The 25,200-nt window shown below is 66.3% G+C and carries 23 protein-coding genes and 1 pseudogene; 7 read left to right on the top strand and 17 right to left on the bottom strand.

Annotation, left to right across the window (positions count from 1 at the left end):
• Positions 1–24: 24 nt before the first annotated feature.
• The 7 genes from ACM6LR_RS23555 to ACM6LR_RS23525 all read right to left on the bottom strand — a co-directional run bounded on the left by ACM6LR_RS23555 (position 25) and on the right by ACM6LR_RS23525 (position 6,794).
• On the bottom strand, positions 25–273 hold the full coding sequence (locus ACM6LR_RS23555; RefSeq protein WP_414941219.1) for an acyl carrier protein: 249 nt from the start codon (positions 271–273) through the stop codon (positions 25–27).
• A 22-nt stretch (positions 274–295) separates the two neighbouring features.
• Positions 296–1,042, bottom strand: coding sequence for an SDR family NAD(P)-dependent oxidoreductase (locus tag ACM6LR_RS23550; protein ID WP_414941220.1), 747 nt, complete (start codon positions 1,040–1,042; stop codon positions 296–298).
• Complete coding sequence (locus ACM6LR_RS23545) at positions 1,039–1,962, bottom strand: ornithine carbamoyltransferase (protein WP_414941221.1); 924 nt, start codon at positions 1,960–1,962, stop codon at positions 1,039–1,041. The genes ACM6LR_RS23550 and ACM6LR_RS23545 overlap by 4 nt, the downstream gene beginning before the upstream one ends.
• The gene (locus ACM6LR_RS23540) at positions 1,959–3,242 is read right to left on the bottom strand and encodes a cation:proton antiporter (protein WP_414941222.1); all 1,284 of its coding nucleotides are present in this window, start codon (positions 3,240–3,242) and stop codon (positions 1,959–1,961) included. The genes ACM6LR_RS23545 and ACM6LR_RS23540 overlap by 4 nt, the downstream gene beginning before the upstream one ends.
• Positions 3,239–4,807, bottom strand: a complete 1,569-nt coding sequence (locus ACM6LR_RS23535) for a tryptophan halogenase family protein (RefSeq protein ID WP_414941223.1) — start codon at positions 4,805–4,807, stop codon at positions 3,239–3,241. Before ACM6LR_RS23535 ends, ACM6LR_RS23540 begins: the two co-directional genes overlap by 4 nt.
• Before the next feature lie 1,205 nt (positions 4,808–6,012).
• Positions 6,013–6,249 carry a hypothetical protein gene (locus ACM6LR_RS23530; RefSeq protein WP_414941224.1) on the bottom strand — a complete coding sequence of 79 codons (237 nt, stop codon included), beginning with the start codon at positions 6,247–6,249 and terminating at the stop codon, positions 6,013–6,015.
• Complete coding sequence (locus ACM6LR_RS23525) at positions 6,222–6,794, bottom strand: lanthionine synthetase LanC family protein (protein WP_414941225.1); 573 nt, start codon at positions 6,792–6,794, stop codon at positions 6,222–6,224. The genes ACM6LR_RS23530 and ACM6LR_RS23525 overlap by 28 nt, the downstream gene beginning before the upstream one ends.
• Positions 6,795–6,823: 29 nt before the next feature.
• Here ACM6LR_RS23525 and ACM6LR_RS23520 point away from each other — a divergent pair, with 29 nt between their 5' ends.
• Both ACM6LR_RS23520 and ACM6LR_RS23515 read left to right on the top strand, forming a co-directional pair.
• Positions 6,824–7,369: a DDE-type integrase/transposase/recombinase gene (locus ACM6LR_RS23520; RefSeq protein WP_414941226.1), complete on the top strand. Its 546-nt coding sequence runs from the start codon at positions 6,824–6,826 to the stop codon at positions 7,367–7,369.
• Positions 7,353–7,751 (top strand): hypothetical protein, encoded by a 399-nt coding sequence (locus tag ACM6LR_RS23515; RefSeq protein ID WP_414941227.1) that lies wholly within the window; start codon positions 7,353–7,355, stop codon positions 7,749–7,751. Before ACM6LR_RS23520 ends, ACM6LR_RS23515 begins: the two co-directional genes overlap by 17 nt.
• A gap of 293 nt (positions 7,752–8,044) precedes the next feature.
• Here ACM6LR_RS23515 and ACM6LR_RS23510 read toward each other — a convergent pair whose 3' ends face one another.
• Positions 8,045–8,383 carry a peptidase inhibitor family I36 protein gene (locus tag ACM6LR_RS23510; protein ID WP_414944492.1) on the bottom strand — a complete coding sequence of 113 codons (339 nt, stop codon included), beginning with the start codon at positions 8,381–8,383 and terminating at the stop codon, positions 8,045–8,047.
• 471 nt (positions 8,384–8,854) lie between these two features.
• On the opposite strand from ACM6LR_RS23510, the gene ACM6LR_RS23505 reads away from it, so the two are divergent.
• Positions 8,855–9,184 (top strand): P27 family phage terminase small subunit, encoded by a 330-nt coding sequence (locus ACM6LR_RS23505; RefSeq protein WP_414941229.1) that lies wholly within the window; start codon positions 8,855–8,857, stop codon positions 9,182–9,184.
• 45 nt (positions 9,185–9,229) lie between these two features.
• On the opposite strand, the gene ACM6LR_RS23500 is transcribed toward ACM6LR_RS23505, so the two are convergent.
• Positions 9,230–9,373 (bottom strand): hypothetical protein, encoded by a 144-nt coding sequence (locus ACM6LR_RS23500; protein ID WP_414944491.1) that lies wholly within the window; start codon positions 9,371–9,373, stop codon positions 9,230–9,232.
• 510 nt (positions 9,374–9,883) lie between these two features.
• On the opposite strand from ACM6LR_RS23500, the gene ACM6LR_RS23495 reads away from it, so the two are divergent.
• From ACM6LR_RS23495 to ACM6LR_RS23485, 3 genes and pseudogenes are all read left to right on the top strand, one after another.
• Positions 9,884–10,087: a hypothetical protein gene (locus ACM6LR_RS23495; protein ID WP_414941231.1), complete on the top strand. Its 204-nt coding sequence runs from the start codon at positions 9,884–9,886 to the stop codon at positions 10,085–10,087.
• A 38-nt stretch (positions 10,088–10,125) separates the two neighbouring features.
• Positions 10,126–10,942: pseudogene (locus ACM6LR_RS23490) on the top strand (IS5 family transposase).
• A gap of 1,365 nt (positions 10,943–12,307) precedes the next feature.
• On the top strand, positions 12,308–13,066 hold the full coding sequence (locus ACM6LR_RS23485) for a S1 family peptidase (protein ID WP_414941232.1): 759 nt from the start codon (positions 12,308–12,310) through the stop codon (positions 13,064–13,066).
• A 612-nt stretch (positions 13,067–13,678) separates the two neighbouring features.
• On the opposite strand, the gene ACM6LR_RS23480 is transcribed toward ACM6LR_RS23485, so the two are convergent.
• Genes ACM6LR_RS23480 through ACM6LR_RS23470 form a run of 3 tightly spaced genes read right to left on the bottom strand, consistent with a single transcriptional unit; the run spans position 13,679 to position 16,072 of the window.
• Entirely contained in the window at positions 13,679–14,563 is an 885-nt protein-coding gene (locus tag ACM6LR_RS23480) for an alpha/beta fold hydrolase (protein WP_414941233.1), read from the bottom strand.
• A 40-nt stretch (positions 14,564–14,603) separates the two neighbouring features.
• Positions 14,604–15,842 (bottom strand): beta-ketoacyl-[acyl-carrier-protein] synthase family protein, encoded by a 1,239-nt coding sequence (locus ACM6LR_RS23475; RefSeq protein WP_414941234.1) that lies wholly within the window; start codon positions 15,840–15,842, stop codon positions 14,604–14,606.
• A complete protein-coding gene (locus ACM6LR_RS23470) occupies positions 15,839–16,072 on the bottom strand; it encodes a phosphopantetheine-binding protein (RefSeq protein ID WP_414941235.1) in 234 nt (77 codons plus the stop codon). The genes ACM6LR_RS23475 and ACM6LR_RS23470 overlap by 4 nt, the downstream gene beginning before the upstream one ends.
• 1,221 nt (positions 16,073–17,293) lie before the next feature.
• On the opposite strand from ACM6LR_RS23470, the gene ACM6LR_RS23465 reads away from it, so the two are divergent.
• Positions 17,294–17,788 carry a MarR family winged helix-turn-helix transcriptional regulator gene (locus ACM6LR_RS23465; protein WP_414941236.1) on the top strand — a complete coding sequence of 165 codons (495 nt, stop codon included), beginning with the start codon at positions 17,294–17,296 and terminating at the stop codon, positions 17,786–17,788.
• Between the two features lie 6 nt (positions 17,789–17,794).
• Here ACM6LR_RS23465 and ACM6LR_RS23460 read toward each other — a convergent pair whose 3' ends face one another.
• The 5 genes from ACM6LR_RS23460 to ACM6LR_RS23440 form a co-directional block, all read right to left on the bottom strand.
• A complete protein-coding gene (locus tag ACM6LR_RS23460; protein WP_414944490.1) occupies positions 17,795–18,400 on the bottom strand; it encodes a DUF6506 family protein in 606 nt (201 codons plus the stop codon).
• 179 nt (positions 18,401–18,579) lie between these two features.
• Entirely contained in the window at positions 18,580–18,792 is a 213-nt protein-coding gene (locus ACM6LR_RS23455) for a hypothetical protein (RefSeq protein WP_414941238.1), read from the bottom strand.
• On the bottom strand, positions 18,785–19,954 hold the full coding sequence (locus ACM6LR_RS23450; protein ID WP_414941239.1) for a glycosyltransferase 87 family protein: 1,170 nt from the start codon (positions 19,952–19,954) through the stop codon (positions 18,785–18,787). The genes ACM6LR_RS23455 and ACM6LR_RS23450 overlap by 8 nt, the downstream gene beginning before the upstream one ends.
• Positions 19,955–20,234: 280 nt before the next feature.
• Positions 20,235–20,813 (bottom strand): SMI1/KNR4 family protein, encoded by a 579-nt coding sequence (locus ACM6LR_RS23445; protein WP_414941240.1) that lies wholly within the window; start codon positions 20,811–20,813, stop codon positions 20,235–20,237.
• Positions 20,814–20,832: 19 nt separating this feature from the next.
• Positions 20,833–25,200: a DNA/RNA non-specific endonuclease gene (locus tag ACM6LR_RS23440; RefSeq protein WP_414944489.1), complete on the bottom strand. Its 4,368-nt coding sequence runs from the start codon at positions 25,198–25,200 to the stop codon at positions 20,833–20,835.

Below are 25,200 nucleotides of genomic sequence, written 5' to 3'. Positions count from 1 at the left end.
CCGTAATCGCGCGGCGACAGCCCACTACCAGCGGGCCGCCTCCGCGACCACCTGATACACGCTACGCAGATTCACCATCTCAACTATCTTGTCCTGGCCGATCACCACATTGAACTCCCGCTCGAGTCCAGCGAGGATCTCGATGGCCTGCAACGAGTCCGCGTTGTACTCCTCGACGAACAGGCCGGTGTCCGTGACCTCGTTCTCATCGATCTCCAGCAGCCCGCACACCACTTTCTTGACCTGTGCGAAGCGCTCGTTCGGTTCACTCATCTTGCACCACTCCAATTTCTATTCACCACATGAACTGGCCACCGTCGACAATCAGCTTCTGTCCGGTGATGTAGGCACCCCCAGCACCGATCAGGAACTCCAGCGCGTCGGCCATCTCCTCCGGCGACCCGATGCGTCCCTGCGGGATCTCATCGAGCAGCCCCGCCAGGTACTCCGGCTCGTCCAGCCGGTAGCGGGTGCGCATCTCGGCCGACTCGATCATGCCGGGAATCAGGCTGTTCACCCGTACCTTCGGCGCCAACTCGAGCGCGAGGCATTTGGTCAGGTGCAGCAACCCGGCCTTGCTCGCGCAGTAGTTCGCGCCGTTGACCCGCGGCCGGATCGCGGTCGTCGAGCCCACGTTGACCACCGAACCGCCGCCCGCCTCGATCATCGCCGGGGCCAGTGCCCTGGTCAGATAGAACGGGCCGGACAGGTTGGTGGCCAGCACCTGGTTCCAGTCGTCGTCGGAGATGTCGAGGAACGGCTTGTCGATGTTCAACCCGGCGTTGTTGACCAGTACCGTCACCGGACCGTGCGTGCCGAGGACGTAGTCCGCGAGCGCGCGGACACTCCGCGGGTCCGACACGTCCGATCGCCGCACCTCGAAGTCGTCGCTGGCCAGCTCGTCGACCACCGCTCTTGCCGACTCCTCGTCCGACCGGTAGAGGGCGACCACCCGGTAACCGAGCTTGAGCAGCCGCCTGCTCAGGCCGATGCCGATTCCTTTGGCGCCGCCACTGACCAATGCCGTTGCCTTCGTGCTCACGGCAGCACTCCGGCACACCATTCGAGCACCGACATCGCGCTGGTCATCTTGTGCGCGGTCTGCCGCCATGCCCGGCTCGACGGGCCGTCGAGCACCTCGTCGGTCACTTCCTGGCCGCGGATGGCGGGCAGGTCGTGGAGGAATATCGCGCCGGGCCGCGCCACCTCGGCCATCAGCCCGGTAGTGACGCGGTACGGCTGGAAAGCCCGCAGCCAGTCCGGATCGTCCTTGACCACGCCCATGGTCTGCCAACGGCTGGTGTACACGGCATCCGCGGTCGGCGCGATCGCACCGAAGTCGTGGTGTTGCTGGACACCTGGCTCACCATCGGCCAGCTTCCGTGCGGTGTCGAAGAACTCGGTCGGAACACCGTAGCCGTCAGGGGTGACGAGGGTCAGTCGGAAGCCCGGAGTCAGCGCGGTGGCAAGGACAAGGGCGGACGCGGTGCTGTTGCCTTCCCCGATGTACAGCAGTTCTTTGTCCTCAAGCGTGCCGAACTCCTCCGACAGCGTCGAGAGGTCGGCGAGTGCCTGAGTCGGGTGCTGGCAGCGGGTCAGCGCGTTGACCACACCGAGCCTATGACCGGTCAGCCTGCGCAGCTCGACCATTTCGTCGTTCGTCCGCGCCACCAACAGATCCAGATAGCCGGACAGCACGCGGGCGGTGTCTTCCGGTGACTCGCCGGTGATCAGCTGCAGATCGTCCGGCCCGTACGTGATCACCTGCGCGCCAAGCCCGGTCGCCGCCGCCCAGAACGAGGTTCTCGTCCGTGTCGACGACCTGCGGAAGAAGATGCCGACCGACTTGCCGTCGAGGGTCTGGTGCCGCCGCCGTGGCTCCTTCGCCAGTTCGACCGACCGGAGCGTCAGCTTGCGGACCACATCGGGGGTGAGGTCCGCGAGCGAAATCAAGTTTCTCATGTCGTCCTTCCTTCTCGGACCGGCCGCGGCAGCGGCGGTAGCACAGAGGCGAGCACCGCACCGCGGCGCGCGGCGAACCGGCCGAGCAGACCCAACAGGGGCACGGTCAGTGCCGTGGTCACCAACGCCATCACGATCAGTGCGATGAACAACGGCGCCGACAGGATCCCCGCGGCGTAACCCGCCTGCAGCAACACGATCTCGGTGAGCCCTCTGGTGTTCATCAGCACGCCGAACTGGGCGCTCTGCCAAGGTGAGTACCCCGCACAACGGGCGCCGACGTAGCCACCGCCTACCTTGGCCACGATCGCCAGCAGTGTCGCGAGGGCGATGAACCACATCGGAGTCGCCACCATCGCACCGGTGAACACCTTGATTCCGGTGACCACGAAGAAAATCGGTACGATCAGCTCGCCGAGCCGACCGATCTTCCCGACGACTTCGCTCCACCGCGTGCCGGGTCGATCAGCCGGGAGCGCCAGCCCGACGAGGAACGCACCGAACACAGTGGTCATTCCCCAGTGTTCGGCCAGAAGCGCGGCGCTCAGTGCGACGGCCACGATCACCACGGCGGTCCCTGTCGCCGAACGTGCGGCGATCCGGCCGACACCGTTCACTCCCAATAGCCGGGCGAGCGCGATGGCGACGACCAGTCCACCGATCAGCACGGCGATGGCCCGGGCACTCGACGACATCTCACCGGACGACAGTCCGATCGCCACCGCGAGACCGATCCACGCGACCGCGTCGATGACGGCGGCGGTGCCGAGTGCCAGCTTGCCGAGCGCGGAGATCTTCTGTCCACGCGCGCCGACAATCCTTGCCAGTACCGGTACTGCGGTCACCGCCAACGCGATCGCCAGGAGAACCACCAGTGCCGGGGCCGGGGCGGTGCCGCGCAGGACTGGATCACCGAGCACGACGACGGCGAGCACCCCGCCTGCGACCAGACCAGGCATCAGTCCGCCGGCAATCAGCCACACGTTGCGTAACGCCGAGTGTCCGGCGAATCCGGACTTCAGCTCGTACGCGACCGCCACGAGAAAGAACACCAGACCCGCTTGGCCAAGCACGTGCAACGCGTCGCGCACGTCAAGTGGCGTGACAACGTCGATCGCACCGATGCCGCCGACCGCAACCAGGATCGGGCCGACGAGCAGACCAGCCGCGATCTCACCGATGATCGCGGGCTGCCCGAGCCGTCGGGCCAGTGCACCTGCCAGGAACGCGATCAGCAGCGTGACCGCGACCGCCGCGATCACGTGCAGCACTACGATCACGTGAGTAGCTTCGTCGAGCCTTGCAGTTGCGCGAGGTAGTCGTATTGGCTCGGCAGCCGGTCGACCAGGTCACGTGCCTGGTCCTGGACGGCCTGCAGCTCCTTGACGGCGTTCGTGTCGTCGAGCATGGCCAATGCCGGTGACGCCTGCACTGGCACGCCGCCGAGTCCGAGCAGCATCGAGACGTAGGAGTACGGCTCGAATCCGTGGTATTGCGGCCACACAGAGTCGGTGTCGGGCAGTTTGACACGCCACTGCTCCAGCCGCTCGGCCAGGCCATCGGGCAGCGGACGGGTCTTGGTGTCGCGCCAGTACTGATTGTCGGTTCTGGCGGCCGCGTAGTAGTGCAGGACAAGAAACTCCCGGACGCCGTCCATCACTCCGGCGATCTGACGGTTGTACGCCGTGCGCAAAGCGTCGTCCCAGCCGTTGCCGGGAAAGTGCTTCACCAGCTGCTCGATGGCGTTCTGAATGAAGAAGATTCCAGTCGATTCAAGCGGCTCGACGAAACCACTGGCCAGTCCGACCGCGACACAGTTGTTCACCCAGGAATTGCGGGAGCGGCCAATCCGCATCCGGATATGGTTGGCCTCGAGGTCGTCGGCGACCGGGCCAACGAACGCCCGCAGCTCGGCTTCGGCCTGGTCCGGGGTCAGATAGTCGCCCGCGTAGACGTAGCCGGTGCCGATACGACCGAACAGCGGAATCGTCCAGATCCACCCCGCCTGCCTCGCGGAGGCCGTCGTGCACGGGCGGATGCCGTTGGCAGCCATGTCGGTCGGCACCCTGAGCGCGACCGCGCGGTCGTTGGGCAAAGTGTCCTGATAGGACACGAACTCCTCACCGAGCGCCTTGTTCAAGAGCAGACCACGAAACCCGGTGCAGTCGATGAACAGGTCACCGTGCAGCTCACCGTGGTCCTTGGTGACGACATGGCTGATCCAGCCGCGCTCGTCGAGCGCGACGTCGAGCACGTCGTCCAACACGTGCTGGACACCACGGTCACGACCGAACCCGCTGAGGTACTTCGCCAGCAGCGCCGCGTCGAAGTGGTACGCGTAGGGGAACTGAGTATCCTGTTCGGAGAGTGTGGTCCGGTGTGCGGCATGCGCACCGGTTTCCTTGAACTGCTGCTCGAACAACTGGCCGTCGAGATATCTGGGCGACCGCTTCGCCTCGCACAGCGCGGCGATCAAGAAGCAGTCCCGGTCAAAGGAAGCCGACGGCTTCTGCTGTAACCACCAGTCGGTCAGGGGGAACCCGTCGACGACCCGAAGCCGCTCGAAGGGGTGGTAGAAGTGCTCACCCTGCTGCCGCCAGTTCTCGAACCGGATCCCCAGCTTGTAAGTGGCCTGGCATGCAGGCATCCATTCTTCCTCGGCGAGGCCGAGGTAGTCGAAGAAGTGACGAATCGTAGAGAATGTAGCCTCTCCGACACCAATTGTGCCTACCTTTGAGGATTCAACCAAAGTTACGGAAATCCGGTCGGAAAAAGCCGCGCGCAAGTATGTCGCGGTCATCCATCCAGCCGTGCCGCCACCGACGACAACAACTCTATCGAGCACACAATCCCCCAGGTTTAAGACTGCGTCGTCCTATATATCGCTCTTCCGAAGCTATCGCTTTTACACACGGCAGGCTCAAGCATATGTGATCTACATCACTTGAATGTCACGACTTTAGTATTCAGGCGTTCGGCCCAACACATTGCCCCAGCAAGCCAGATAGTTCGCGTGGCTAACGTGCTGACCTGCGGGTTCGTGTTTGGATTTCTATCAATTGACTCTGGTCGCGAGGGGTGGCCGGGTGCCTCGCTCGGCGGGTGACCGCCGGGGTCCAGGCCAAGGGTTGTCGACCCTTTCGCCTCGCAGGGTGGTCGCAGCCGGCCAGCCAAGGGCAAGCGTAGAGCGGCCCAGACATTCGAGCCCCTTGCGGCGAATGTCGTGGTCACACAGGGCGAGCAACCACATCCAGGCGGTGAGTTCTACTGCCAGGCAGAGCTCAATCAGATCCGGCTGGAGCCGCGCAGGGCAGGCGTAGAGCTGGTCGGCCAGCCGCACCCGTCACGAGCCTTCCCATCAACGTCGCAGGCGGATATCCGTACGGGCGAAAGATGAGACCCACCGTCGGTTCGGCCTATATACCTACAGGATGAGATTGTCAAGTGGAGACATTGCCTCCAGAAGTTCGCCAGTCGCGTTTGCCGCGATCAGAAAACCTGCCGGACTTACGCCCGCAAGCCCTGAAAACAAAGTGCGCGAGGCTACGGTAAGCATGTCTCTCATACCAGTTGAGTTCGACTCATTCGGTTCGCGCGGTGACGGGAAGGAGCGCCTCGATGTCTGGCAACCCTGCTGAAGCTAGGTCACGCCCCAACGAATACTCAAGATTCGACAGAGAAGCGATTACGGCTTCAAGCGGGTCAGGGGTTCGGGAGTGAGGTAGGTGCCGCCGGAAGTATCTGCGAGAAGTGCGTCGTCAAAGTTTCGAACAACGCCGACGTGGGGGCGTCCTCAATCCTCCGCGTCGTGAAGGCTTTCCGGAGCAGGCTGCGCCAAACAATAGGCGCGGCTACGACTGGAGGGCAGCGGCGAGCAGCCAGACGGCGCGGAGGTTCCAGGCCGAAGCGATGAGGCCGCCGGTGAGTGCGCCTAGCGGAGTGTGGACCCCAAGCCAAGGCCCGGTGGCAGTGCCCCGATGGCGATGGGCCAGGGCACTACGACCGCGATGCTTTGAGCGACGCTCATGGAGCTGGAGGCGCCGAAGCGGGTCACAAGGCGGTCGGGGACGAACGATGAGCCGAGCCACCCCGGCTGCTGGGCTGGCTGGCGAGAAGGTAGCGCACGCGCCAGGGTCCTTTCCGGATGAACCACCAGGACGTGATCAGCCCGCTGGCCTCGGCGGCCGGGAGGATGCCGGTCAGATGCTCGGTGGCGTGACGTTCCCGTTCGGCGGAGTCGTCGCCGGGATAGGCGATGTTCAGTTGTTTCCATGCGGTCGTGCCCACAATGGCCTTTGGGGGTCAGCGGAGCAGAAGGCAGGCGTCCCACGATGTCGCCACGGTTGCGATGGTCGCGAGGGTGGCTCGGCCGAGCCGGTGAGGAATCCCGCAGGCTCGTCGGGCGGCGCCGTGGCGTCCCGGTGGCGCTGCAGCGCCGAGGTGAGAGTGATCGGCTCGACGGCGTCGGCGGCGATGCGGCGGGCGGTCGCGAGCAGACCGCCGGTTCCGTGGCACAGGCTCCGGTCGGTGAGAGAGTCCAGCTGAGCTGGGTCGTTGAGGCACGTGGTGAAGGCGGCTTCGGCGCGCTGCTGGCGGAAGCGGTCGTGCAGCGCGCGGCCGGCGAGCTGGAGGGCTCGGGCGATACCCGGCGTCCCGTAGCACCAGGATGGCCGAAGGTGTTCTCGCTCGCGGCGTGGACGGTCTCCGGGGATGTCCAGCGTCCCGCGTACCGCCACGATCTCGCCGATCTGCGGGGCGGCGATGCCCATGCCTTTGCCGAACGTGTGGGCCCGGGCGACCCGCACGCATGCCGCGTTGAGCTCTGTGACCACTCGGCGGGCGTCCTTGGCCTCTGGCCACGGTGATCGATCTGCATACCCGCGAGGTCGTCGGGCACGCCATGGCCGATCACATGCGCGCGGACCTGGCCTGTGACGCGATCACCCTGGCCACCGCACGCGGCCTGATCGGCCACGACGCGGTGTTCCACTCCGACCGCGGCGTCGAGTACACCTTGGCCCAGTTCCGGAGGGCGCTGGCCAAGTCACGGATCCGCTCGTCGATCGGACGGGTCGGATCCTGCTACGACAACGCCGTCGCCGAGTCGTTCTTCGCCACCCTCAAAACCGAAATCGGCACCACGATGTGGCGGACCCGCACCAGGCACGACACGACGTATTCCGCTATCTGCACTACTACAACCACGACCGTCTACATTCGACAGTCGGCCACCACACACCAGCCGAACCCGTATCACTTACGCTCAAACCCACGCAGCCGCGTGAAAGCCCCGTGTCCGCATCCCGGGGGAATCTCGAGCCGTCACGCGCCCGAGGACTACGCACGAGTTCTGGACTGGTTCCCTCTCGCCGAGCTGGAGTTGCTGCGTCATGACCTCACCCGCTGACGATCCCCATGCCGCGCTGCTCGCGCAGCTTCAAATGTCGTCGTCCGTGTCCGGCATGAAGTTCAACGATGATGTGCTGGCCCTGCTCACGGTCGAGCCGGACCCCGATCCGCTCCCCGGCGTCGAGTACACGGGCGACGAAGAGGACGACGCGCTGCACCGCGGCTTCCGCGAACGCACCGCCCGCGAGCTGGAACGGATACAGCTCGCGACCGAGAGCAAGTACTGGTTCTGCGTCTGCTTCACGAGCCAGGACGACAAGGACGCCTTCCTCGCCGCCGCCGGTCTCGTCGTCATCGGGGACAAGTACCTCGACGGCTACGCCACCGCGGAACTGCTCGGCGTCACCATGCCGGAACCCGACGACGCGGAGAGGGGGTGAACTGAATGCCTCCACGCAAGCGACAGACCGCCGCCGCAGCCGAGAAACGCGGCACTGCCCGCAAGAAGGCCACCACCGCCCCCAAAGCGAAAGGACGCGGCAAGGCGTCCAGCGGCTCCAGCTAGTAACGCTGGCTCAGGCGATCACCGACTACGGGCCACGAGGCGGCCACCATGCCATCTTCGAGGTCAACCCATCTCGATGGTGATCATGCGGTGGCCACCTCACGCCTACGACATGTCGTCAAGTCACACGTCGGCTTCCGTAGTCACGGATCCTTCGCTTCTTCACCGTTAGCGGCCGCCTATTGACCTAACAACGAAATTTGGTCGTCCGATTTTGCCCCCAGGTGCGACGAGAACATTGCTCGCCGTGCAATTCCCATTTGCCCAAAGCCGTTGAAACTCGAAGCTTCGATTGTGGACCGAGAGAACCTTGAACGTGAGACCGGCACAGTCTCCAGGCTCAACCGGCCACATATAGCGCATGGTGCCGGTGAAGTTATAGCCCTCGTACATACAAACTTCGCCCGACGGGCAGGGGGTCGCTGCGGCCGCTGGACCAACTGCCGTTCCAGTGACTATCCCTGCCGTCAATAGAACCGTAGCGATAAGGCTGACAGCTCGTGCCATGATCATCTTCTCCCCAGTAGAAACAGATTGTCGACATATGCCTAACGACAAAGTAGAGCTTTTGCAACTCGCCTCGTCGATGTCAACCCACATGGAGCAACACGGGAACAGTCGGACAGGCGAGAATCCTCGGTACGTCGTATCAAAGCAGAACTCGTGTAGGGGGCGTCATGGGAAGCGCGGCCCCGCACGAAAACCGACCTCGCTACGGATCTTGCACGGTGATCGTAAGGACCGGATCAACGATGCTGAGCCCGTGCCGCCTGCGGCGGAGATCGTGTCGCCGGAGTGGCTATCGGAGAAGGGGCGGGCGATCTGGGATCGGCTCTCCCCGAGCATGATCACACGTAGAGTCCTGACCGCATGGGACGTCGACGCCCTTGGGGTGCTGTACGAGGCCCTTGCCCGGTATGCCGTAGCTACCGCCCTGGTGAACGGTTCCGCGTTGCTGGTTCCTGGTGGCGGGGTCTGGTGCCGAATCCGGCGTTGAAGGTGCGGGCCGATTCCGAACGTACGTTCCTGACGTTCGCGGCGCGGTTCGGGCTGACGCCATCGGACCGGCAGGCGATCAAGGCCGAGGTGATGGCGGGACCTCGGGCGACGCGGGCCGTCACCTCTCCTGAACCCCGTTCCCACACCCGGAAACCCAGTTCCAAGACCGGCACGCCGAAGTCCCTGCGGATTCCGGTGTGCGGCTGGTCCTTCGGCGGACGTGCCTGCCGCCAACGCGGCGACCACCTCTGCCAGCAGCGCGCCGATCATGCGCAGGCGGCGGACGCGCTGCACCCGCGCACTGGCTAGCTCGCGGCGGCGGGTTTCCGGCGCGGGCCGCTAGAGCCGGTCGGCTCAGTCCTGCGGGTGGCGAGACTTCCGGGCGAGGTGGAAGATCCAGGCGGCGACCAGAGCAGTGACCAGTCCGATCGCCAGCAGGAACCACCCGATTCCCTGGCCACTGGAGGCGACGATGCTGATGCCCGCTACCACCGACATGAGGGCCATCAACGCCGTTGTCGTTGCCCTCCAGGTGAAGGGCGACCGGTTGTCGAAGTCCTTGGATGTGTCGGCTTTCATAACCCTCTACTACCCGGAAAGGGCTTCCATCAATCCCGGGGTGCGTTCGCTTCACTTCGCCGGACCGCGGCCAATCCATCCGCGCCATCCATCCACCCAGTTTAAGGGGGCGAACTTCAGGCGCAGGACACCAGCAACTAGCACTTTTGTACTAGGACCCGCACTTTTTTGTGCGGGTGAAATGGGTTTTTGCGGTTTTCTGAAAGTGAAGCGGCGACTGCGCCACCCGCGAACGTGACCATGGCGACCAGCATCCAATCGAGCTGTCACGCCGTGATCCCGCTGCTGGTACCGGCGACGACTTGAGCTCCGACCGGGCACGCGCCAAGGACGGCCACAGCGGCCTGCGTTCGTGTCGGCGTGGCGTTCACGCCACGAATTTTCATACGTGCCTCTGATGGCACTCAGTGCATTCCATGAGGACAGGTAGTGACTGATTCCCGCGTACCCGGCGACAACGCCGCCACCTCGCAGACCCCGCCGGAGCCCAATGCGACCGCGACCGGCACGACCCCGCCCGACACCGGGCTGGCCAGCACACCGGCCGAGACCGGACAGGCCGCTGAGGTGGATTACAAGGCCCTGTTCGAGCAGGCTCAGGCCAAGCTGAGCAAGGCCGAGAAGACCGCTTAGAGCGTGTCTTACGTGGTGATCGGTCACTGATCTTTGCTGTGGTTGATCGTTTGTCGTTGCGGTTGGTGCCGGATGAGCTGTGGAACCTGGTCGAGCCGTTGATCCTGGTGTTCGAGCCGCGTCCGCAGGGCGGTGGTACTGCCCCGGTGGATGCTCGTGCGGTGTTCACCGCGATCGTGTATGTGCTGACCAGTGGGTGTGCGTGGCGGGATCTGCCGCCGTCGTTCGGGGTGCCGTTCCAGACCGCGCACCGCCGCTTCAGCCAGTGGACCACAGCCGGACTCTGGCGGCGCCTGCACCACGCACTTTCGGACGAACTCGGCAGCCAGGACCACCTCGACTGGAGCCGCGCGATCGTGGACGGAGCGTGTGTACGGGCCAAAAAAGGGGATCTCTGACCGGTCCCAGCCCGGTCGACAGCGGCAAGCCCGGCTCGAAGATCCACGCCCTGTCCGACCGCGCCGGACTGCCGCTCGCCGTCGCCGTCTCCGCCGCCAATACGAACGACTCCCACGCGCTCAAGCCGCTGGTGATGACGATCCCGGCGATCAAGTCCCGCCGCGGTCCGCGGCGGCGTAAGCCGGCCAAGCTGCACGCCGACAAGGCCTCCGACCAGCCCGACCTGCGACGCTGGGTCCACGACCGCGGCATCAAGGTCCGCGTCGCCCGCAAAGGCATCGAATCCAAAGACAAACTCGGCAAACACCGCTGGGTGATCGAACGAACCATGGCCTGGTTCACCGGATACCGCCGCCTCACGTTGCGCTACGAACGCAAAGCGAACACTTCCTCGCCTTCCTCATCCTCGGAACCAGCCTCACCTGCTATAAGAAACTCCACAAACTCACCACATGAGACGAGCTCTTAGTTGCTGGAGTCTACAGGGCAGCGACGCCGCCCTCGTCCCCGCCAAGCGGGCAGCACGTGCCTACAGTTGCCCGCGATGCCGATCGAGACACTACACGCTGGATGGCAAAGCCTTCCTTATTCCCACTCGCCAGGGAATCAGCAGCGCACCGGGTCAGAGCAGGTCGGAGAGGGTGTTCGAGCAGCACCGCGTCCCGCCCAAGAGCGTTCGGTTAAGGGGAATTTATCATTTCCCCTTAACCGGTGGTGATCTGTCTCGTCACAACCTACGGATGACGATGACCGCGATCGACCCCGCAAGGGAGAAGACTCCTGGTAGCGCAGGCACCACCATGAGCCATGGCTGGTAGGGCAATCGCCCAGCCCAGTCAGGTCAAACCGAGGGCAGCACGGCAATCCATGCTCACGGAGATGACGAAGGGCACGCAGGCCCCTCCCACTCGGTACCCACGGCGAATTCGACTCTATGGCAACGTTGATGGACGATGGATCCCCAAGACCAAGCTCCCCAGCGGGATCCACCTCACCCGATGGCGCGCCATGCGTACTCCGCGACTACACCGGCGAAACCCTGCTCACCTGCTTCGCCGAGATGAACGCAGCTCGAGCCATCACCGTCGTCGCCGACCCAGGCAACAAGCCCTACAGCCCTTTCCCTGTGCCTCTCATCACACCAAGCACATGATCGCATCTTCACGCGTGATCGAGGCCATGCTCGCGTTCCTTTGAACGCATTCGCGAGGAATGCCCTCCGACCACGGTCGACCCGGTACGTCGTCAAGATCAAGACAGACATCGTGCCTGGGATTAGGGCAACTCCTCTTCACTGAGCGCACCGTCAGTCGTCTGCGGCAGGTCGAGGCTGGGCTGAGGAGTAAGCACCGTCGAACCGCGGGGCGAGCACAGAACGCTGCGCGCCGTGCCAGGACCGAAATACAGCGCAGGACTACGGGCAGGAGCCGTCCTGCCTGAAGTCACTACTCCAGCCGCGGTTCGTGATACTGGCAGCGCTCGGTGTTGGTGTCGGCGCCGCCGTTCCGACCAGCCCTGGATATCGATGACGGCGTGCGGTGGTTCGATGACGAGTTGGCCGTGAAGGCTCCTGATCTCGTTGCGTGTCAACGGGAACAGTCCTGTGGCGGATCAACACGGATGTGAGCGCGGCGAGGGGATCCGGCGCGTTACCTTCGCCTTGCCTATCGATGGTATGTCCGATTCAGTACCAATGGGGGTACCGAATACTTTACAGAGCACTACGGTCAGGTGTTGATCGATCTGACACCACTGAATCCCGTCCCATGCTGGACTCCCTCTTTCTGTGCAGGAGGCCGAAAAATCATGTGGATCCGACGTATGTCCATGATCGCCGCCGCCGTCTTTGCCGGGTCGCTCTTTGCCGGGCCCGCGGCAGCGGCCGGGTCACCGGCCGCACCGCCGATCGAACCTTTTATCATCGGCGGCAAGGTCGTCACCACTCCTTACTCGTTCTTCGCGTCGCTTCAACGCAATGGTCGTCATTTCTGCGGGGCGTCGCTGATCGCCCCGCAATGGCTTGTCACGGCGAGGCACTGCGTCCAGGGCTCCACCGGTGGCGGTTTCTCCGCTCGGATCGGCGCGGTCAACACCGGCTTCGGCGGCGAACTCATCGTCGCGGCAAGCGCGACCCTCGGCGCGAACGACATCGCCGTGGTGAAGCTGTCGAGAGCAGCCACTGCCACGCCGATCAAGATCGCGGCCTCCAGCCCGGCCGTCGGCACCGTCAACAAGCTGATCGGTCACGGGCAGACGTGCGGCACCCCTGGTTGCGGTGGTTCGTCGCCACAGCTTCGCGAGGTGGACACCACTACCGTCGCGGACTCCAGGTGTACCGCCAATTTCAAGCGAGGCAAAGAGATCTGCTTCCAGGGCGCACCCGGAACCAGTGCCTGCTACGGCGATTCCGGGGGACCGTCCATTTTGGGTGGTGAGCTGACCGGCGCTACCAGCCGATCCGGTAACAACAGCAGCAACTGCCTCAATGGTCCCGGAATCTACAACAGTGTTCCCGGCTATCGGACCTGGATCGACCAGGTCACCGGTGGTGCGGTGACCGCGTGGGAGGCGACGTTATAGCTCCTCGAGGGTCCTGACCTGAGCGCCCGGACCGACGATCGCTCGTCAACGATCGTCGGCCCGGGCGCCGGACCGAGGATGGGCCGTCGATGCTCCCGACGATGCCGTAGCGGCTCGCCTGCTCGCCGTGGTCGCAGGTCTTGGCGTTCTCGGTGCGCGGTCGCGCCTGGGGCCACCCGAGTTATGCGGCAACCGCATCAACACCGCGGGCCACCGTGCCCACAGGCGATCCTCTCCCGACAATTTCCCGCGAGCCACAAAGCGCAAACGTGCACCCCGCGAGAAAGCCTGAACCAGCAGGATCGCACCTAAAGCGAAAAGTTCTCCCCGCGAACGAGGTCGTGTGGCCGAGCGCCTGCGGTGAGCAGGTCGAGCAACAGCGCCATCAGTGGATACCGGTTACGCGAACTACGAAGCGCCTTCCACAACGGCGATCCGCAGAGCGCGGTCACCGAAGCATCCGTTGTCCAGCACTAGTGTCGCGTGATCCTGCTTGCTTGACGTTTGGTTTCGTTCCTCGGACGGCGATCTCGCGTGATCAGACGGCGGTTACGCGTGATCAGATGGCGATCTCCGGAGATCGCCGTCCAATCACGCATAAGACCTGCAGGATCACGCGACACTAGGCCCGATGGGGTCCATGACGGTCACATAGGGCGCAGATTCCAAGGGGCGGTCGGTGAAGAAGCGGACCGCCAAATCGGCGACGTCGGCCGCACGCTCCAGGACGACCCAGTGGTCGGAATCCTTGATCGTGAGGAACCGGCTGCCGGATATGGTGGCCGCGAACTCGCGCTGCCGTTCGGGAGCGGTGATGGAGTCGTGTTCGCCAGTGAACACCAGTGCCGGTACCCCGGACAGGCCACCGTCGAAGGACGGGCCGCTGATCAGGGAACGACGCAGGTAATCCATCACGTGCGGAACGTGGACGGCGACGTGGAGCATTGACCGCCGCACGTACCGATACACCAGGGAACGTCGCGGGATGCGCCGATTCTCGTCGAGGCACAGCTGCATGTTCGCGGCCACCGTGGCGAACTCCTCGGTCGCCCCGATCGCGAGGTGGGCGGCCGCCTCGCGCAACGATTCCCGCTGCGCCGCGTCGGTGTGCGAGACCACTCCGCCGAGGATCAGCCGTGCGATGCGGTGAGGGCTGCGCTGAGCGCAGCCGAAGGCGAGTTCCGCGCCGTAGGAATAACCGAACAGGTTGACCCGCGGTACGCCGAGATCGTCGATGATCCGGTCGAGCGCGGCGCACATGAAGTCGGTGCCGGCACCGGGAGGCAACGGGTCCGACGTCCCCATTCCGGGGAGGTCCGCCGTCACCAGGCACGCGATCGGGGTGATCCGATCCTCCATATGCGGCCAGCCGTTACTGCCCTGGAGTCCGCCGCCGATCACGATCACCGGCTCGGTCCGCGGATCGGACTGCCGGAGCAACCGGTAACTGAACTGTGTCCGACCGATCGCCAGCGAACGGACAACTTCCTCGTGCATGCTCTACTTTCTGCTCCGAATGCGGTGTCGAGCCCGGGGCTCAGCAGCCTTTCGTGAGGACGAGGGCGGCGTTATGGCCGCCGAAGCCCATCGAGATCTTGACCGCGCACTCGAACTCGGCAGCCCGGGCTTCCTTGGTGACCACGTCGATCGGTATGCGGATGTCCCTGGTCTGGAAGTTCGCCGTGGGCGGCACCAATTGCCGCTCCAGGGCCAGCACGGTCAACGCGGTCTCGATGCCCCCCGCGGCGCCGAGAGTGTGCCCGGTCATCGGCTTCGTCGAGGTCACCAGCGGCTCCTCGCCGAGGACCCGGCGCAGCATGGTGGCCTCGATGAGGTCGTTCATCACGGTGGACGTCCCGTGGGCATTGACATGGCCCACGTCGGCCGGCGTCACGCCCGCGTCGTCCAGCGCGGTCCGCAGCGCACGCTCGATTCCCTTGCCTTCGGGTTCCGGCGCCACCGCCGCGTGGGCGTCGCTGGAGGCGCCGTAGCCCGCGATACCCGCCCGTACACGCGCTCCGCGAGCGACGGCGTGATCGGGTCGCTCCAAGACGACCAGACCGGCACCCTCGCCGACCACGAAACCGTCACGGTCGGCATCGAACGGACGGCACGCCGTCGACGGATCGTCCCGACGCGTGGACACCGCCCTCATCTGGCAGGCACTGGCGATCAGCAAACGGGAGCACACGGATTCGGCGCCACCCGCGATGACGACGTCGCACGCACCCGAGCGCAGCAGCTGCAGGGCGGTGCCGATCGCGACCGTGCCCGAGGAGCACGCGGTGGAGACACTCAAGCTCGGTCCGCGCGCGCCGAGGTCCATGCAGACACTGCTGGCGGCGCTGTTCACCGTGGTCATCGGCGCGAGCTTCGGCGAGACACGGCGTGCGCCTTTTTCGGCGAGGACGGCGCTTTGCTGGTCGTAGAAGGGGAGGCCCCCGTGGGCCGAGCCGATGACCACCGCGATCCGATCCGTCTCCCAAACCGAGGTGTCGAGACCCGCGTCCGCCACAGCTTCCCGCGCCGCGATCACCGCGAGCTGCGAGAAGCGGTCCATCATCCGCAACGCCGGTACGCCCAGCAGGCTCACGGTGTCAAGGTCGTCGACGGTGTACATGAAGTCGCACGACAGACCGCGAAGCTCGTCCTGGTGTCGCACCCCCTTGACGGCGCTGGGTTGTGTCACACCACGCCAAGCGACCTCGGCTCCGACTCCCGCCGCGGTGACCAGCCCCAGACCCGTCACCGCGGCGGTGAGACGCGGTGCCGTCATGCGGCGAGCTTCTCGTCGACGACCGCGGCCAGCTGTTCCACGGTCTCCCGGGAGGTCAACTGGACGTCTTCGAGGTCGATGCTCAGGTTTTCCTCGAGGAGCACACGCAACTCTTCCAAGGCGAGGGAGTCCATGCCCAATTGATGCAGTGAAGCCCCGGAACGAACGTCGGCCGGTTCCACCCCGAATTTTCGGGTCAAGAGGATGGCGATCTCTTCTGCGACGGTCACGCTGGCATTGCCTCCTATTCGATCTTCACACCTACCGTGGTCACGACACAGCAGTAGATGCCCACAGACTCCGTTTATACTCCTGGCAGGCTAAAACTCTCACTTTTTGACTCGATGGAGTGAAAGTGTCGGAACGAATTCCGGACAATTGTCGGAAATAACAAGTTCAGCGATGATAAGAAGGCTACAGTGGAAGTCACGTTCACCCGCGTCGCCGCTCGCTCACGACCGGCGAAGGCAGTGCGGGATCGTCGGCTTCCAGAGCGGAACCCACACGTGACGGGGACGTTCCCGTTAAGGGAGAAGCGTTGGCGCGCCACGATTGCTCGCGTCTTCCTTATCATCCGCGACCGTGCCACGACGAGCATACAAGCCAGAAGACGACCGACAAGCATCGGGTCAGTTCGTTCGGCTTCCCACATCCGTCCCAGCGTTCAACTCCGATTGCTCATCGAGCCTGCCGACGATTGACATCAGCGCGTCGTGCAACGCGACCGACACGCGAACAAACCATAACCTCGTCGTATGGCCACTGCCGCGCGTCCCCTCCCCCAGGAAACTCCGGCCTGCAACGTGGACATCCGGCCATGACGACCGACTGGGGGACTGACCAGCGTTAACTCGGCGTGCATTACTTGGGCGACCCCGTCAATACGCGCAAGCACAATACACTCGAACTGGTGACCACAAGATAGATAGAGCGACGAATACCGTAACACGACCGTGGGAATCGTCGCCCCGCTCTGTTCGAGAGTAGCCCGGCTTGGACACTTCCTTGATCGACAAGCCAGTCGCGCCGACCGGGCGCCGGTCTTGCTTGCTCGCCCAGGACCACGCGCAGCCGGGTCCCGGTTCCGCCGAGGCTCTCTTCCCCGTCTTGCTCAAAAGCAACTCCGCTGCGCACCGAGAAACAGCAGGTCGCGGAAATACCGCGCCGAGCATTCTACGAGCAAGAGAACCAGGTTCCCGGCGTTCTCCGTGCACAAGGCGACCTTCCGGTGGAGAACAAGCTGCCCTCAAGGGGTACGAAACTTGTGGTCAGTAAGGCAAAGGTGCCACGTCTTGTCCCGGGGGGCCGTGCCCGGCGTGGCGGATTTCAGGTTCGTCGCGACGGGTAGGGGGCCACCCTTCTCGCGTCCGACCCGCCTTCGCTGAACCTCATGGTGTTCCACCGGGTCGTCCGTTTGTCGCGAGGTGGGAAACGGCGGCTACGCTCTTGCGGTGCCGAAGGATTCCATCGACCGCATGGTCGACGAGTGGGCCGCCAGCGACGGCGGACGAGACGTCAGCGCCCTCCAGGTGATCGGCCGGTTGTTCCGCAGCGCCGGGCACGGTCAGGCCGTCGTCGTCGACGCGCTCCGCCCGTTCGGCCTGAGCTACGGCGACTTCGACGTCCTGAACACTCTCCGGCGACGCGACGATCCCGGCGGGACGCATCCGCGGGATCTCGCGGAGACCGCGCTGATCACCTCCGGCGCCATGACCGCTCGACTCGACCGGCTGGAGCGGAGCGGCCTGGTGAAGCGCCGCCCCGACCCCGAAGACCGGCGCGCGGTCCGGATCCGGCTCACCACGGCCGGGGCGGACCTCGCCGCCAAGGCGCTCGATGCGGTACTGGTCGCCGACGAGGCGTTGCTGGCCCCGCTCACCCCGGCGCAACGGCGCACCCTGGCCGCGTTGCTGAAGAAGATGCTTCTGCACGCGGAGGCCGGCTGACGTCGGTCAGGCGTCTTCGGCTTCGAACTCCGCCTTGAACGCGGCCGCGCGTTCGATCGAATCGACCGGCCACGCGACCAGGCTCACCGGCACCCGGTCACCGACAGCCGCCGCGACATCGCGAGCCACCCTCAGCGACGTGCCGCCGCAGATCTCGATCACTTCGGCGCCGTCGTCGACCAGTTGCCGGGCGACCGTGACGGCGGTGCGGGAGTCCGGCACCGACACGGCGGTGGTCTTGCCGCCACCGGCGTGTTCGCGAACCACACGGTGCCTGGCCGGGTCGGCGCTGGGATGCCCGACGAAGATCGTGGCGGAGTCGCGGATCGGGTGCGCGGTGGACGTTCCGAAGCCGAACGCCGCCACACCGACCGCCACCCGTCCGTCGACGGCGTCGACGACCTGACCGGCCGAGGCCAGGTCGAACCCGCGATACAACTCGATGAGCTTGACACCGGCGGCTACCGCTTCCGACGCGACTCGCGCGGCGGCGGCCCCGTCCGGAACCCAGGCGAGCAGCGCTTCTGCCTCGCCGAGGTCCTGCACCACGCGATCGTTCTCCGGGTCGGCTCCCGGTTCAAGGAACAGAAACAGCTCCACGCTCTCGCTCATGACGGTCTCCAGTTAGCTTGCCATTGAACTACTTGACAGCAAGCATAACCGGTCTTGGGTTGGTGATATTCCGCTCGCCGGTGTCCCGCCGAAGTCCGGGTACTACGCGACTTCCTCCTGGAGCACTTCCCGCAGAAGGGTGTCCGCGGTACTACGGGCAAAGGTCGTCGCGGTGCGACTCAGCCGGTCACGGCCACCCCTTCCGGCTGCTGACCGACGGGCACCAGGGCGATTTGCTTCGACGTGGCGGTGTCGATCACCGACATCGTGTCCGACGCGGTGTTGGTGATGTAGACGACATCGCGTGGCGTCAACGACAAGCCCATGGGCGCGTCGCCGACCCTGATCAGCGTCAGTGCCCCGGATTTCGATCGCTGAATGCCGCTACGCATTCTCCCAGTCGGGCACGAGGTTCTTACTTTCCGCAGCGGACAGACGGCGATAGAACACGACGAACAGGGCGAGCGCCGCGATCAGGTAGGCGTTGCCGACGACGGCCTGGCCAATGTTCCAGGTGCGTTCGGCGCCGCCTCCGCCGGGGACCACGGCGACCGTCCAGCCGGTGAACACGACGGCGGCCATCGCCACCGCCTGCCGCCGGACCCTGACGCACAGGTAGCCGAGGGCGGGCACCACCCACACCCAGTGGTGCGTCCACGAGATCGGGCAGACCAGCAGCGCGCAGCCAGCCGTCACCAGCAGGGCGGCGGGGTCGTCGCCCACGCGGTGCAGCCGCCGAACGAGCCACATCATGACCGCCGCGCAGAGTACGCCGAAGCATCCGATGAGCACCGTCGCCGCCCGGCCTTCCGGTAGCGTTCGTGCGATGAATCCTTGCCACGACTGGTTTCCTACCCAGCCTTTCATCTCCGCGAAGTGGCCGTTGAAGATCGCGGACGTCCAGTAGCGCAGGGTATCTTTCGGCAGTACGACGAACGCGAGTGTCGTCGCGCAGAGGAAGGCCGCCACCGCGCGGGCCGCGTCGGCGGTTCGCCGGACGAGCAGGAGGTGGACGATGAAGATCAGCGGGATCAGTTTGACCGCCGCCGCGAGTCCGATCCCGATACCGCGGAAGCGCGAATCACGCAGCAGAAGGATATCCGCGACCACGACGGCCATCAGGATGAGGTTGACCTGGCCGAGTCCGATCGTCTGCCACACCGGCTGCAGCGCGAACGCGGCGAGCAGCAGGAGCGGGACGTACGCTCGCTCGGTGAAGGGCCGGAGCGCGACATAGAGCGAAGGTGCCGCCGCGATCGCCAGCAGGCCCCAGCACCCTTGCGCCGGCAGCGCGGTCAGTGGGACGAAGAGCAGCGCGGCGAACGGCGGATAGGTGAACGGCAGCTCCGGCGCCCAGTCGGGTAACACGGTCAGGTGCGCGTACAGCGGCTCCCCTTGTAGCACGGCGAACCCGCCGGCGCGGTAGACGGCCGAGTCGACCCCGAGCGGGGTGTCCGAAAGCCACCAGACGAACGCGATAGCGACGAGCACGGTGACCGCGGTGCCGACGGCGATCAGCGTCGCGTTGGCGCGCAAGGCGTTGATCCGATTCATGGGTGAAACGATCTCCGTTTCGGCACCGCGGCACATCGCCCGGCGGAACCGTCTTGGCCCTGCTACCCCGGTACCACCGGACGGCGAACCCGTACCCCGGTACTACCCGGACCCGATCAGCCCGCCTCGTAGGCGACCACGACCGCCTGGGCCGGTCACGGACCGTCGGCCCGTCGAGGACGACGTACGGCGAATCACGGTAGAACGCGCGTGCCGACGCCGATCTCCCGCGTCCCGGCGGCGTCTCGCGTTCAGCACGCGAGACGCCGCCGGGACGTGCTCAGTCCGGATGGGAAACGTACCGATCTCCCCAGTAACCGCTGAAGTTCACCGGTTTACCGGTCATGTCCCACTCGAGGATGTTGTCCTCGCCGGTGCTCACCAACAGGTCCAGGATGACCTTCGTCATCGGCCCTGGATGTGCTTCGCGCCAGTCGTCCCGGGTGTTGTAGGCGACACCCCACTCGTCCGGATCCGCCGAGCCGGGAATCCACCAGAATGTGCCCCCCGCGCCGTTGGTCCCCCAGGGATAGAGCCCACCCGGTTCCGGGAAAAGCCGGTACGGGACGCCTCGCAGGTATTCGAGATCCTCATCGCCGAAGATCTCCAGCAGTTCGGCGTTCTCCCGCTTGACGTTCGCGCACACCTCGACGTTCTCGCTCGGATTCGAGAAGGCGATGACGTCGCGAAAGCCGCCGGAAGGGAACCGGGTGAGCAACTCCTTGTAGTCACCGGGAAGCGGTGTCCCCAGCTCGCGTTCGACAGTGGTCCAGTCCAGCTCCGGCCGGAAGTCCCCGGCCCGCCACCCGACGAGCTCGCAGATCTCGTCGACGTACGACCGTTTCGGTTTTTCTGACATCTTCTTCTCCTGGTCGCCGTCAGGCCGTCCGGAACGCCGGACAGGTCTCCTTGACGAGGTTACCGGTGGGGATGTTCTCGATCTTGGCGAAACACTTCGCGCCGTTCGAGGCCATCGCCTCGATGAAGATCCACCTCGGCATCGCGGCCGTGTTGGTCGCGTACTGGACGTGGACCTCGTAGATGACCGAGACGTCCTGGCGGGGATACCGGTCCAGCATGTTCGCCACCGCGTTCTCCACCCTCTTGACGTCGGAGAGGTTGACCTTCGACCACTGGGTGACGATGTTGTCCACCAACATGGAACCGTGCAGCCTGGCCGCGACCAAGTGTCCCTTGTGCACCGGCGTGCCGTTCAACGTGGACGGGACACCGTCGGGATGTCCCACCGGGGCCGCCGGATCCCCGGACCGGTCCGTGGTCTTGTTCGCGCACACGATGCCGCCGGTGGCCCGCTTGGCGGCCTTGCCGAGCCAGGTGAAGTTCTCCATGGGGTAGTTGAAGGAGACGTTCGCCGGGATCACGGTCTTGAAACAGCCGTCCACTTCCCGCTGCCGGGCGACGGTGCTGAGCCGCTGCCCCGGTTGCGGACTGACCGCGGGCTGCTTCTTGTGCTCGTCCTCCACTCTCTTGCGCAACGCTTCCCTGTCGACGGTCTCGCAGGCGGGCGGGGCCGCCGCCGATATCGCGGCGCCCGGTTTCTTGCACCCCTTGAGCTGCCTGATCAGGTCGCGCACGTTGTCGGCGATGCGACGGCTGGCCATCTTCACGTCCTTGAAGGTGCGGATGCCCTTCACGATCCGCACGGTGGCGCTGACCGCGTCCGGGATCTTCCGCAGCACCGACGCGATCTTGAGGATCGGCAACGCGTTGATGACGGTCATCACGCAGGAGATGAAGTCGCCCTCCATGAAGCACCGTTTCGCGTCGGTGTAGCCGATCAGGTCGAGGATGACCTGTCCGCCCTCGTCTACGATGAGCCCCATCAGGTCCCTGTTCGCGTCGGCGCGGGCCCGGTTGTACTCATCGACCCCGGCCTGGCCCTTTTCCGCGCGCAGCAGTTCTTCTTCCTCCGGCGTCAGCGCGGGGACCTCGCTGTCGTCGGTGATGGCCTGCTCGGCCTCCGCGCGTTCCCGCGCCTCTTCCTCCTGCCGAAGCAGCTCCTGCATTTCGGCCAGCTGGTCCTGGATCGCCTTGGCGTCCGCTTCGGCGTTCGCCGCCCTGTCCTCCACGTTCTTCGCGTACTTCTCGGCGTTGCCGGCCGCGGAATCGGCGTCACGTGCGTAGTCCGCGGCCCGGTTCGCGGACTCGCGGGCCGCGTCCGCGTCCCGCTGGGCCTGCGCCGCCGCCTGCTGAGCCGCGGTCGCGTCCCGCTGGGCCCGGTCGGCCGCGGCGACGGCTTCGTTCGCCGCCCGGGTGGCGTCGTCCGCCGCCTTCCTCGCCGCGCGTGCGTCCGCCTCGGCCTTGTCGGCCGCCCGTCCGGCCAACGCGGCGTCGGCCGCCGCCTGGTCGGCGGCGGCGCGTGCGGCCTTGGCATCGGCCTGCGCTTCGACGTCGACCGCATCGGCCTCGGCCGATGCCCTCCTTGCCGCCGCGGCGGCCACCGCGGCGTCCGCCGCGGACTGCTGGGCCGCGGCGGCGGACCGTGCCGCGTCGGCCGCCGAAGCGGCGGCGGCAGCAGCGGCCTGGAACGCGGGCTTCACCTCGAGCCCGGCGTTCCTGGCCGCCTCGGCCGCGCGCTCCGCCTGAGCGTTCGCGTCGGCCGCGGCGGCTTGTGCGGCCCGGACCTGGGTGTCGCCGACGTCCTTCGCCCGGTTCGCCACCATCAGCACGAAATCGGCGTCCAGGTCGTTTCCGGTGAACGGGCTGACCAGGGTGATCGCCTGGTCGGCGGGAGCGGCGATCCCGGCCCCCGACAGCCCCGCGGCGACCGCCGCGCGGGTGGCGATCCCGGCCTGGGTCGCGGCGGTCGCGGCCTCCGCCGCCGCCGCGTTGGCCTCGTCCTGGGTCCGATGCGCCGCGGTGAGCGCGTGTTCCGATTCCACCGCCGCCTGCTGAGCCAGGTTCGCCGCGTTACGGGCATTCTCGGCGGCACGCGATTCCGCCGCCGTCGCCTCCTCGGCCGACGCCCGTGCCTTCAACGCCTCCGCGTGGACAGCGGCGGCTTCCCGCTCGGCTCGCGACGCCGCCTCGTTCGCCCGAGCGGCCGCGGCCTGGGCCTCGTTCGCCGCCGCACGCGACTTCTCCGCCGCGACCTCGGCTTCCCGCGCCGCCGCACGCGCCTGGGAAGCGGCAGCCAGCGCACGGTCCGCGTGCGCCCGCGACCTGCCCGCGGCGGCCTGCGACTCGGTCGCCGCCGCACGCGACGACGCAGCGGCTTGACCTGCCTGGGTGGCGAGTCCGTCGGCCCGCTGCGCGGCGTCCCTCGCCGTGTTCGCCTCGGTCCGCGCCTGCGTCGCCGCCTCGCGCACCTTCAGCTTGTCCTCCTGCAGGACCTCCGACGCGGCTTCGGCCCGCGCCGCCAGCTGTTCGAGCGCCTGTGCCTTCTTCGCTGTCGTCTCGGCGGACTGCCGCAGCTGCGCGGCCTCCTCCCGGGCCTGGTGGGCCTTGCTTTCCTCGATACCGGCGTTATGGTCGATGTCGGCCGCGATCTGTTCCTGGCGCCGGGCCTCCTTGGCCGCGTCGGCGGCGATCTGCTCCTGTCCCTGTGCTTCGACCCGCTTCGCGGAAGCTATCCGCTGCTGCGCTTCCGCCTCCTGCCGTTTCTGCTGGGCGATACCCGCCTCGTGCTTGGCCTTGTCCCGCTCGCTCGCGGCTTCCCGCTGTTTGGCTTCGGCCTCCTGCCTCTTGAGAGTGGCCTGATCACGCCACTGCTCGGCTTCACGACGCTTCGCAGCGGCGACATCGCGTTCGCGTTCAGCGTCCGTACGCGCCTGCTTCACCTTCGCCGCGTGCGTCTTCGCGTTCTGCAGCGCGGTTTCCGCCTCGGTCTTCGCCTGCCGGGCCTGCGCCGCCGCCTGAGCGGCCGCCGCGGCCTGCTCACGGGCTGCCTGCGCCAACCGCTCCGCCGCGTCCGCGTGGGACTGCGCGTTGGCCCGCCAGCGCCGGGCGTTCTCTTCCCTGGCCTCGGCCTTCTCGGCGGCGTCGGTGGCCGCGGCGTCGGCGGCGATCGCGTCGATCGCGTGGGCGGCGGTTTCGGCGGCCTGTTTCGCGGCGTTCGCCGCGGCGGCCATGCCCTGGACGACCTTCGCCCACTGAGTGCCGTGCGGCATCTGGTTCTGCACCAGGATGTCCACCTGGGCGCTCGCCAGCGCGGCCGCGGCCTGCGCCTGCTGCGCATCGGTTCGTGCGTCGCGCACGAAGCGGGCCACGTCGTCCTTCGCCCGCTGGTACAGCTCGGGGTGATAGCTGTGCCCGGCCTGGTCGGCGGCGAGCGCCCGCGCGGCCTCCCGGGACGAGTTCGCCGCCAGCGTCATGTCGTTGGCGGTGCGCTCCAGCGACCGGACACCGTCGGCGTGCGCGCCGAGCAGGCTCTGCCGCGCCCGCATCACCCGCGCGATCCGTTGCGCCAGTTCGGAATTCGCTTCGGCGTCCTTGCGCTGACGCTCCAGTTCGGCGAGCTGCGCCTCACGGGCATCGGCGTCCCGTTTGGCCGCGGCCAGGTATCCGGTCTTGAGGTATTCCTCGATCGCGGCGTCTCCCTGGGCCAGCGCCACCTTGGCCGCGGCGGAGACCTCCGGAGTCCCCCGGTCCGCGGCGATCTGGACGTGTGCCCGCCGCCGGTCCCGGATTTCCTTCTCGTAGGCGCCTGTCCGGCGGTCCTGCTCCGCGGCGATGTCCCGCCCGAAGGCCAGGAAGTTCACGCGGTCGTAGGCGTTCCCCTGCAGAGCCCGGTCGACGGCGGCGTTGAAGGCCGGGCCACCGGTGCCTGCCAGCGACTGGATCACCCCGCGGTTGCGGGTGTCCGCCTCCTCCTTCCGCCGCTTCGCCAGCGTTTTGGCTTCCTGATGACCACGTTCGAAGAAGGTCGTGATCGCCGCGTCGTCGCCTGCTTCGGCCTTCTTGAGGGCTTCTCTCGCTGCCGCCCGGACCTCCTCGTCTTCGTCCAGCGCCGCGATGTCGGCGAGCAGATCCAGTTGCAACTGCCGCAGCAGCGCTTCCTCCTCCGGATCACCGGTCTCCACCGCCGGGGCGGACGGCGGCACCGATGCCGCCCCCGCGGCCGGAGCCTGCCACTGGGCCGCGACCGCCGGCACCGCCGGCGCGGCCGAGGCGAGCTCCAATCCGGCACCCGAGATGACCAGTGCCGTGGACACGGTCAGCACGACCGCGCCACGGCACCATCGAGAGGCCGACGGCCTCCGCCCGGCAGGTCTCTTCCTCGTCAT

It is taken from the genome of Amycolatopsis sp. cmx-11-32, assembly GCF_047608695.1.
Taxonomy (GTDB): Bacteria; Actinomycetota; Actinomycetes; order Mycobacteriales; family Pseudonocardiaceae; genus Amycolatopsis.
Note: the sequence above shows the minus strand (reverse complement) of the source record. Positions and strands in the feature narration are given on the sequence as shown.

Excerpts from the sequence above, each read along its gene's own strand:
- ACM6LR_RS23555 (WP_414941219.1), bottom strand. The coding sequence starts at position 273 with ATGAGTGAACCGAACGAGCGCTTCGCACAGGTCAAGAAAGTGGTGTGC.
- ACM6LR_RS23545 (WP_414941221.1), bottom strand. The coding sequence starts at position 1,962 with ATGAGAAACTTGATTTCGCTCGCGGACCTCACCCCCGATGTGGTCCGC.
- ACM6LR_RS23515 (WP_414941227.1), top strand. The coding sequence starts at position 7,353 with ATGACCTCACCCGCTGACGATCCCCATGCCGCGCTGCTCGCGCAGCTT.
- ACM6LR_RS23510 (WP_414944492.1), bottom strand. The coding sequence starts at position 8,383 with ATGGCACGAGCTGTCAGCCTTATCGCTACGGTTCTATTGACGGCAGGG.
- ACM6LR_RS23500 (WP_414944491.1), bottom strand. The coding sequence starts at position 9,373 with ATGTCGGTGGTAGCGGGCATCAGCATCGTCGCCTCCAGTGGCCAGGGA.
- ACM6LR_RS23485 (WP_414941232.1), top strand. The coding sequence starts at position 12,308 with ATGTCCATGATCGCCGCCGCCGTCTTTGCCGGGTCGCTCTTTGCCGGG.
- ACM6LR_RS23480 (WP_414941233.1), bottom strand. The coding sequence starts at position 14,563 with ATGCACGAGGAAGTTGTCCGTTCGCTGGCGATCGGTCGGACACAGTTC.
- ACM6LR_RS23475 (WP_414941234.1), bottom strand. The coding sequence starts at position 15,842 with ATGACGGCACCGCGTCTCACCGCCGCGGTGACGGGTCTGGGGCTGGTC.
- ACM6LR_RS23460 (WP_414944490.1), bottom strand. The coding sequence starts at position 18,400 with ATGAGCGAGAGCGTGGAGCTGTTTCTGTTCCTTGAACCGGGAGCCGAC.
- ACM6LR_RS23455 (WP_414941238.1), bottom strand. The coding sequence starts at position 18,792 with ATGCGTAGCGGCATTCAGCGATCGAAATCCGGGGCACTGACGCTGATC.
- ACM6LR_RS23450 (WP_414941239.1), bottom strand. The coding sequence starts at position 19,954 with ATGAATCGGATCAACGCCTTGCGCGCCAACGCGACGCTGATCGCCGTC.
- ACM6LR_RS23445 (WP_414941240.1), bottom strand. The coding sequence starts at position 20,813 with ATGTCAGAAAAACCGAAACGGTCGTACGTCGACGAGATCTGCGAGCTC.
- ACM6LR_RS23440 (WP_414944489.1), bottom strand. The coding sequence starts at position 25,200 with ATGACGAGGAAGAGACCTGCCGGGCGGAGGCCGTCGGCCTCTCGATGG.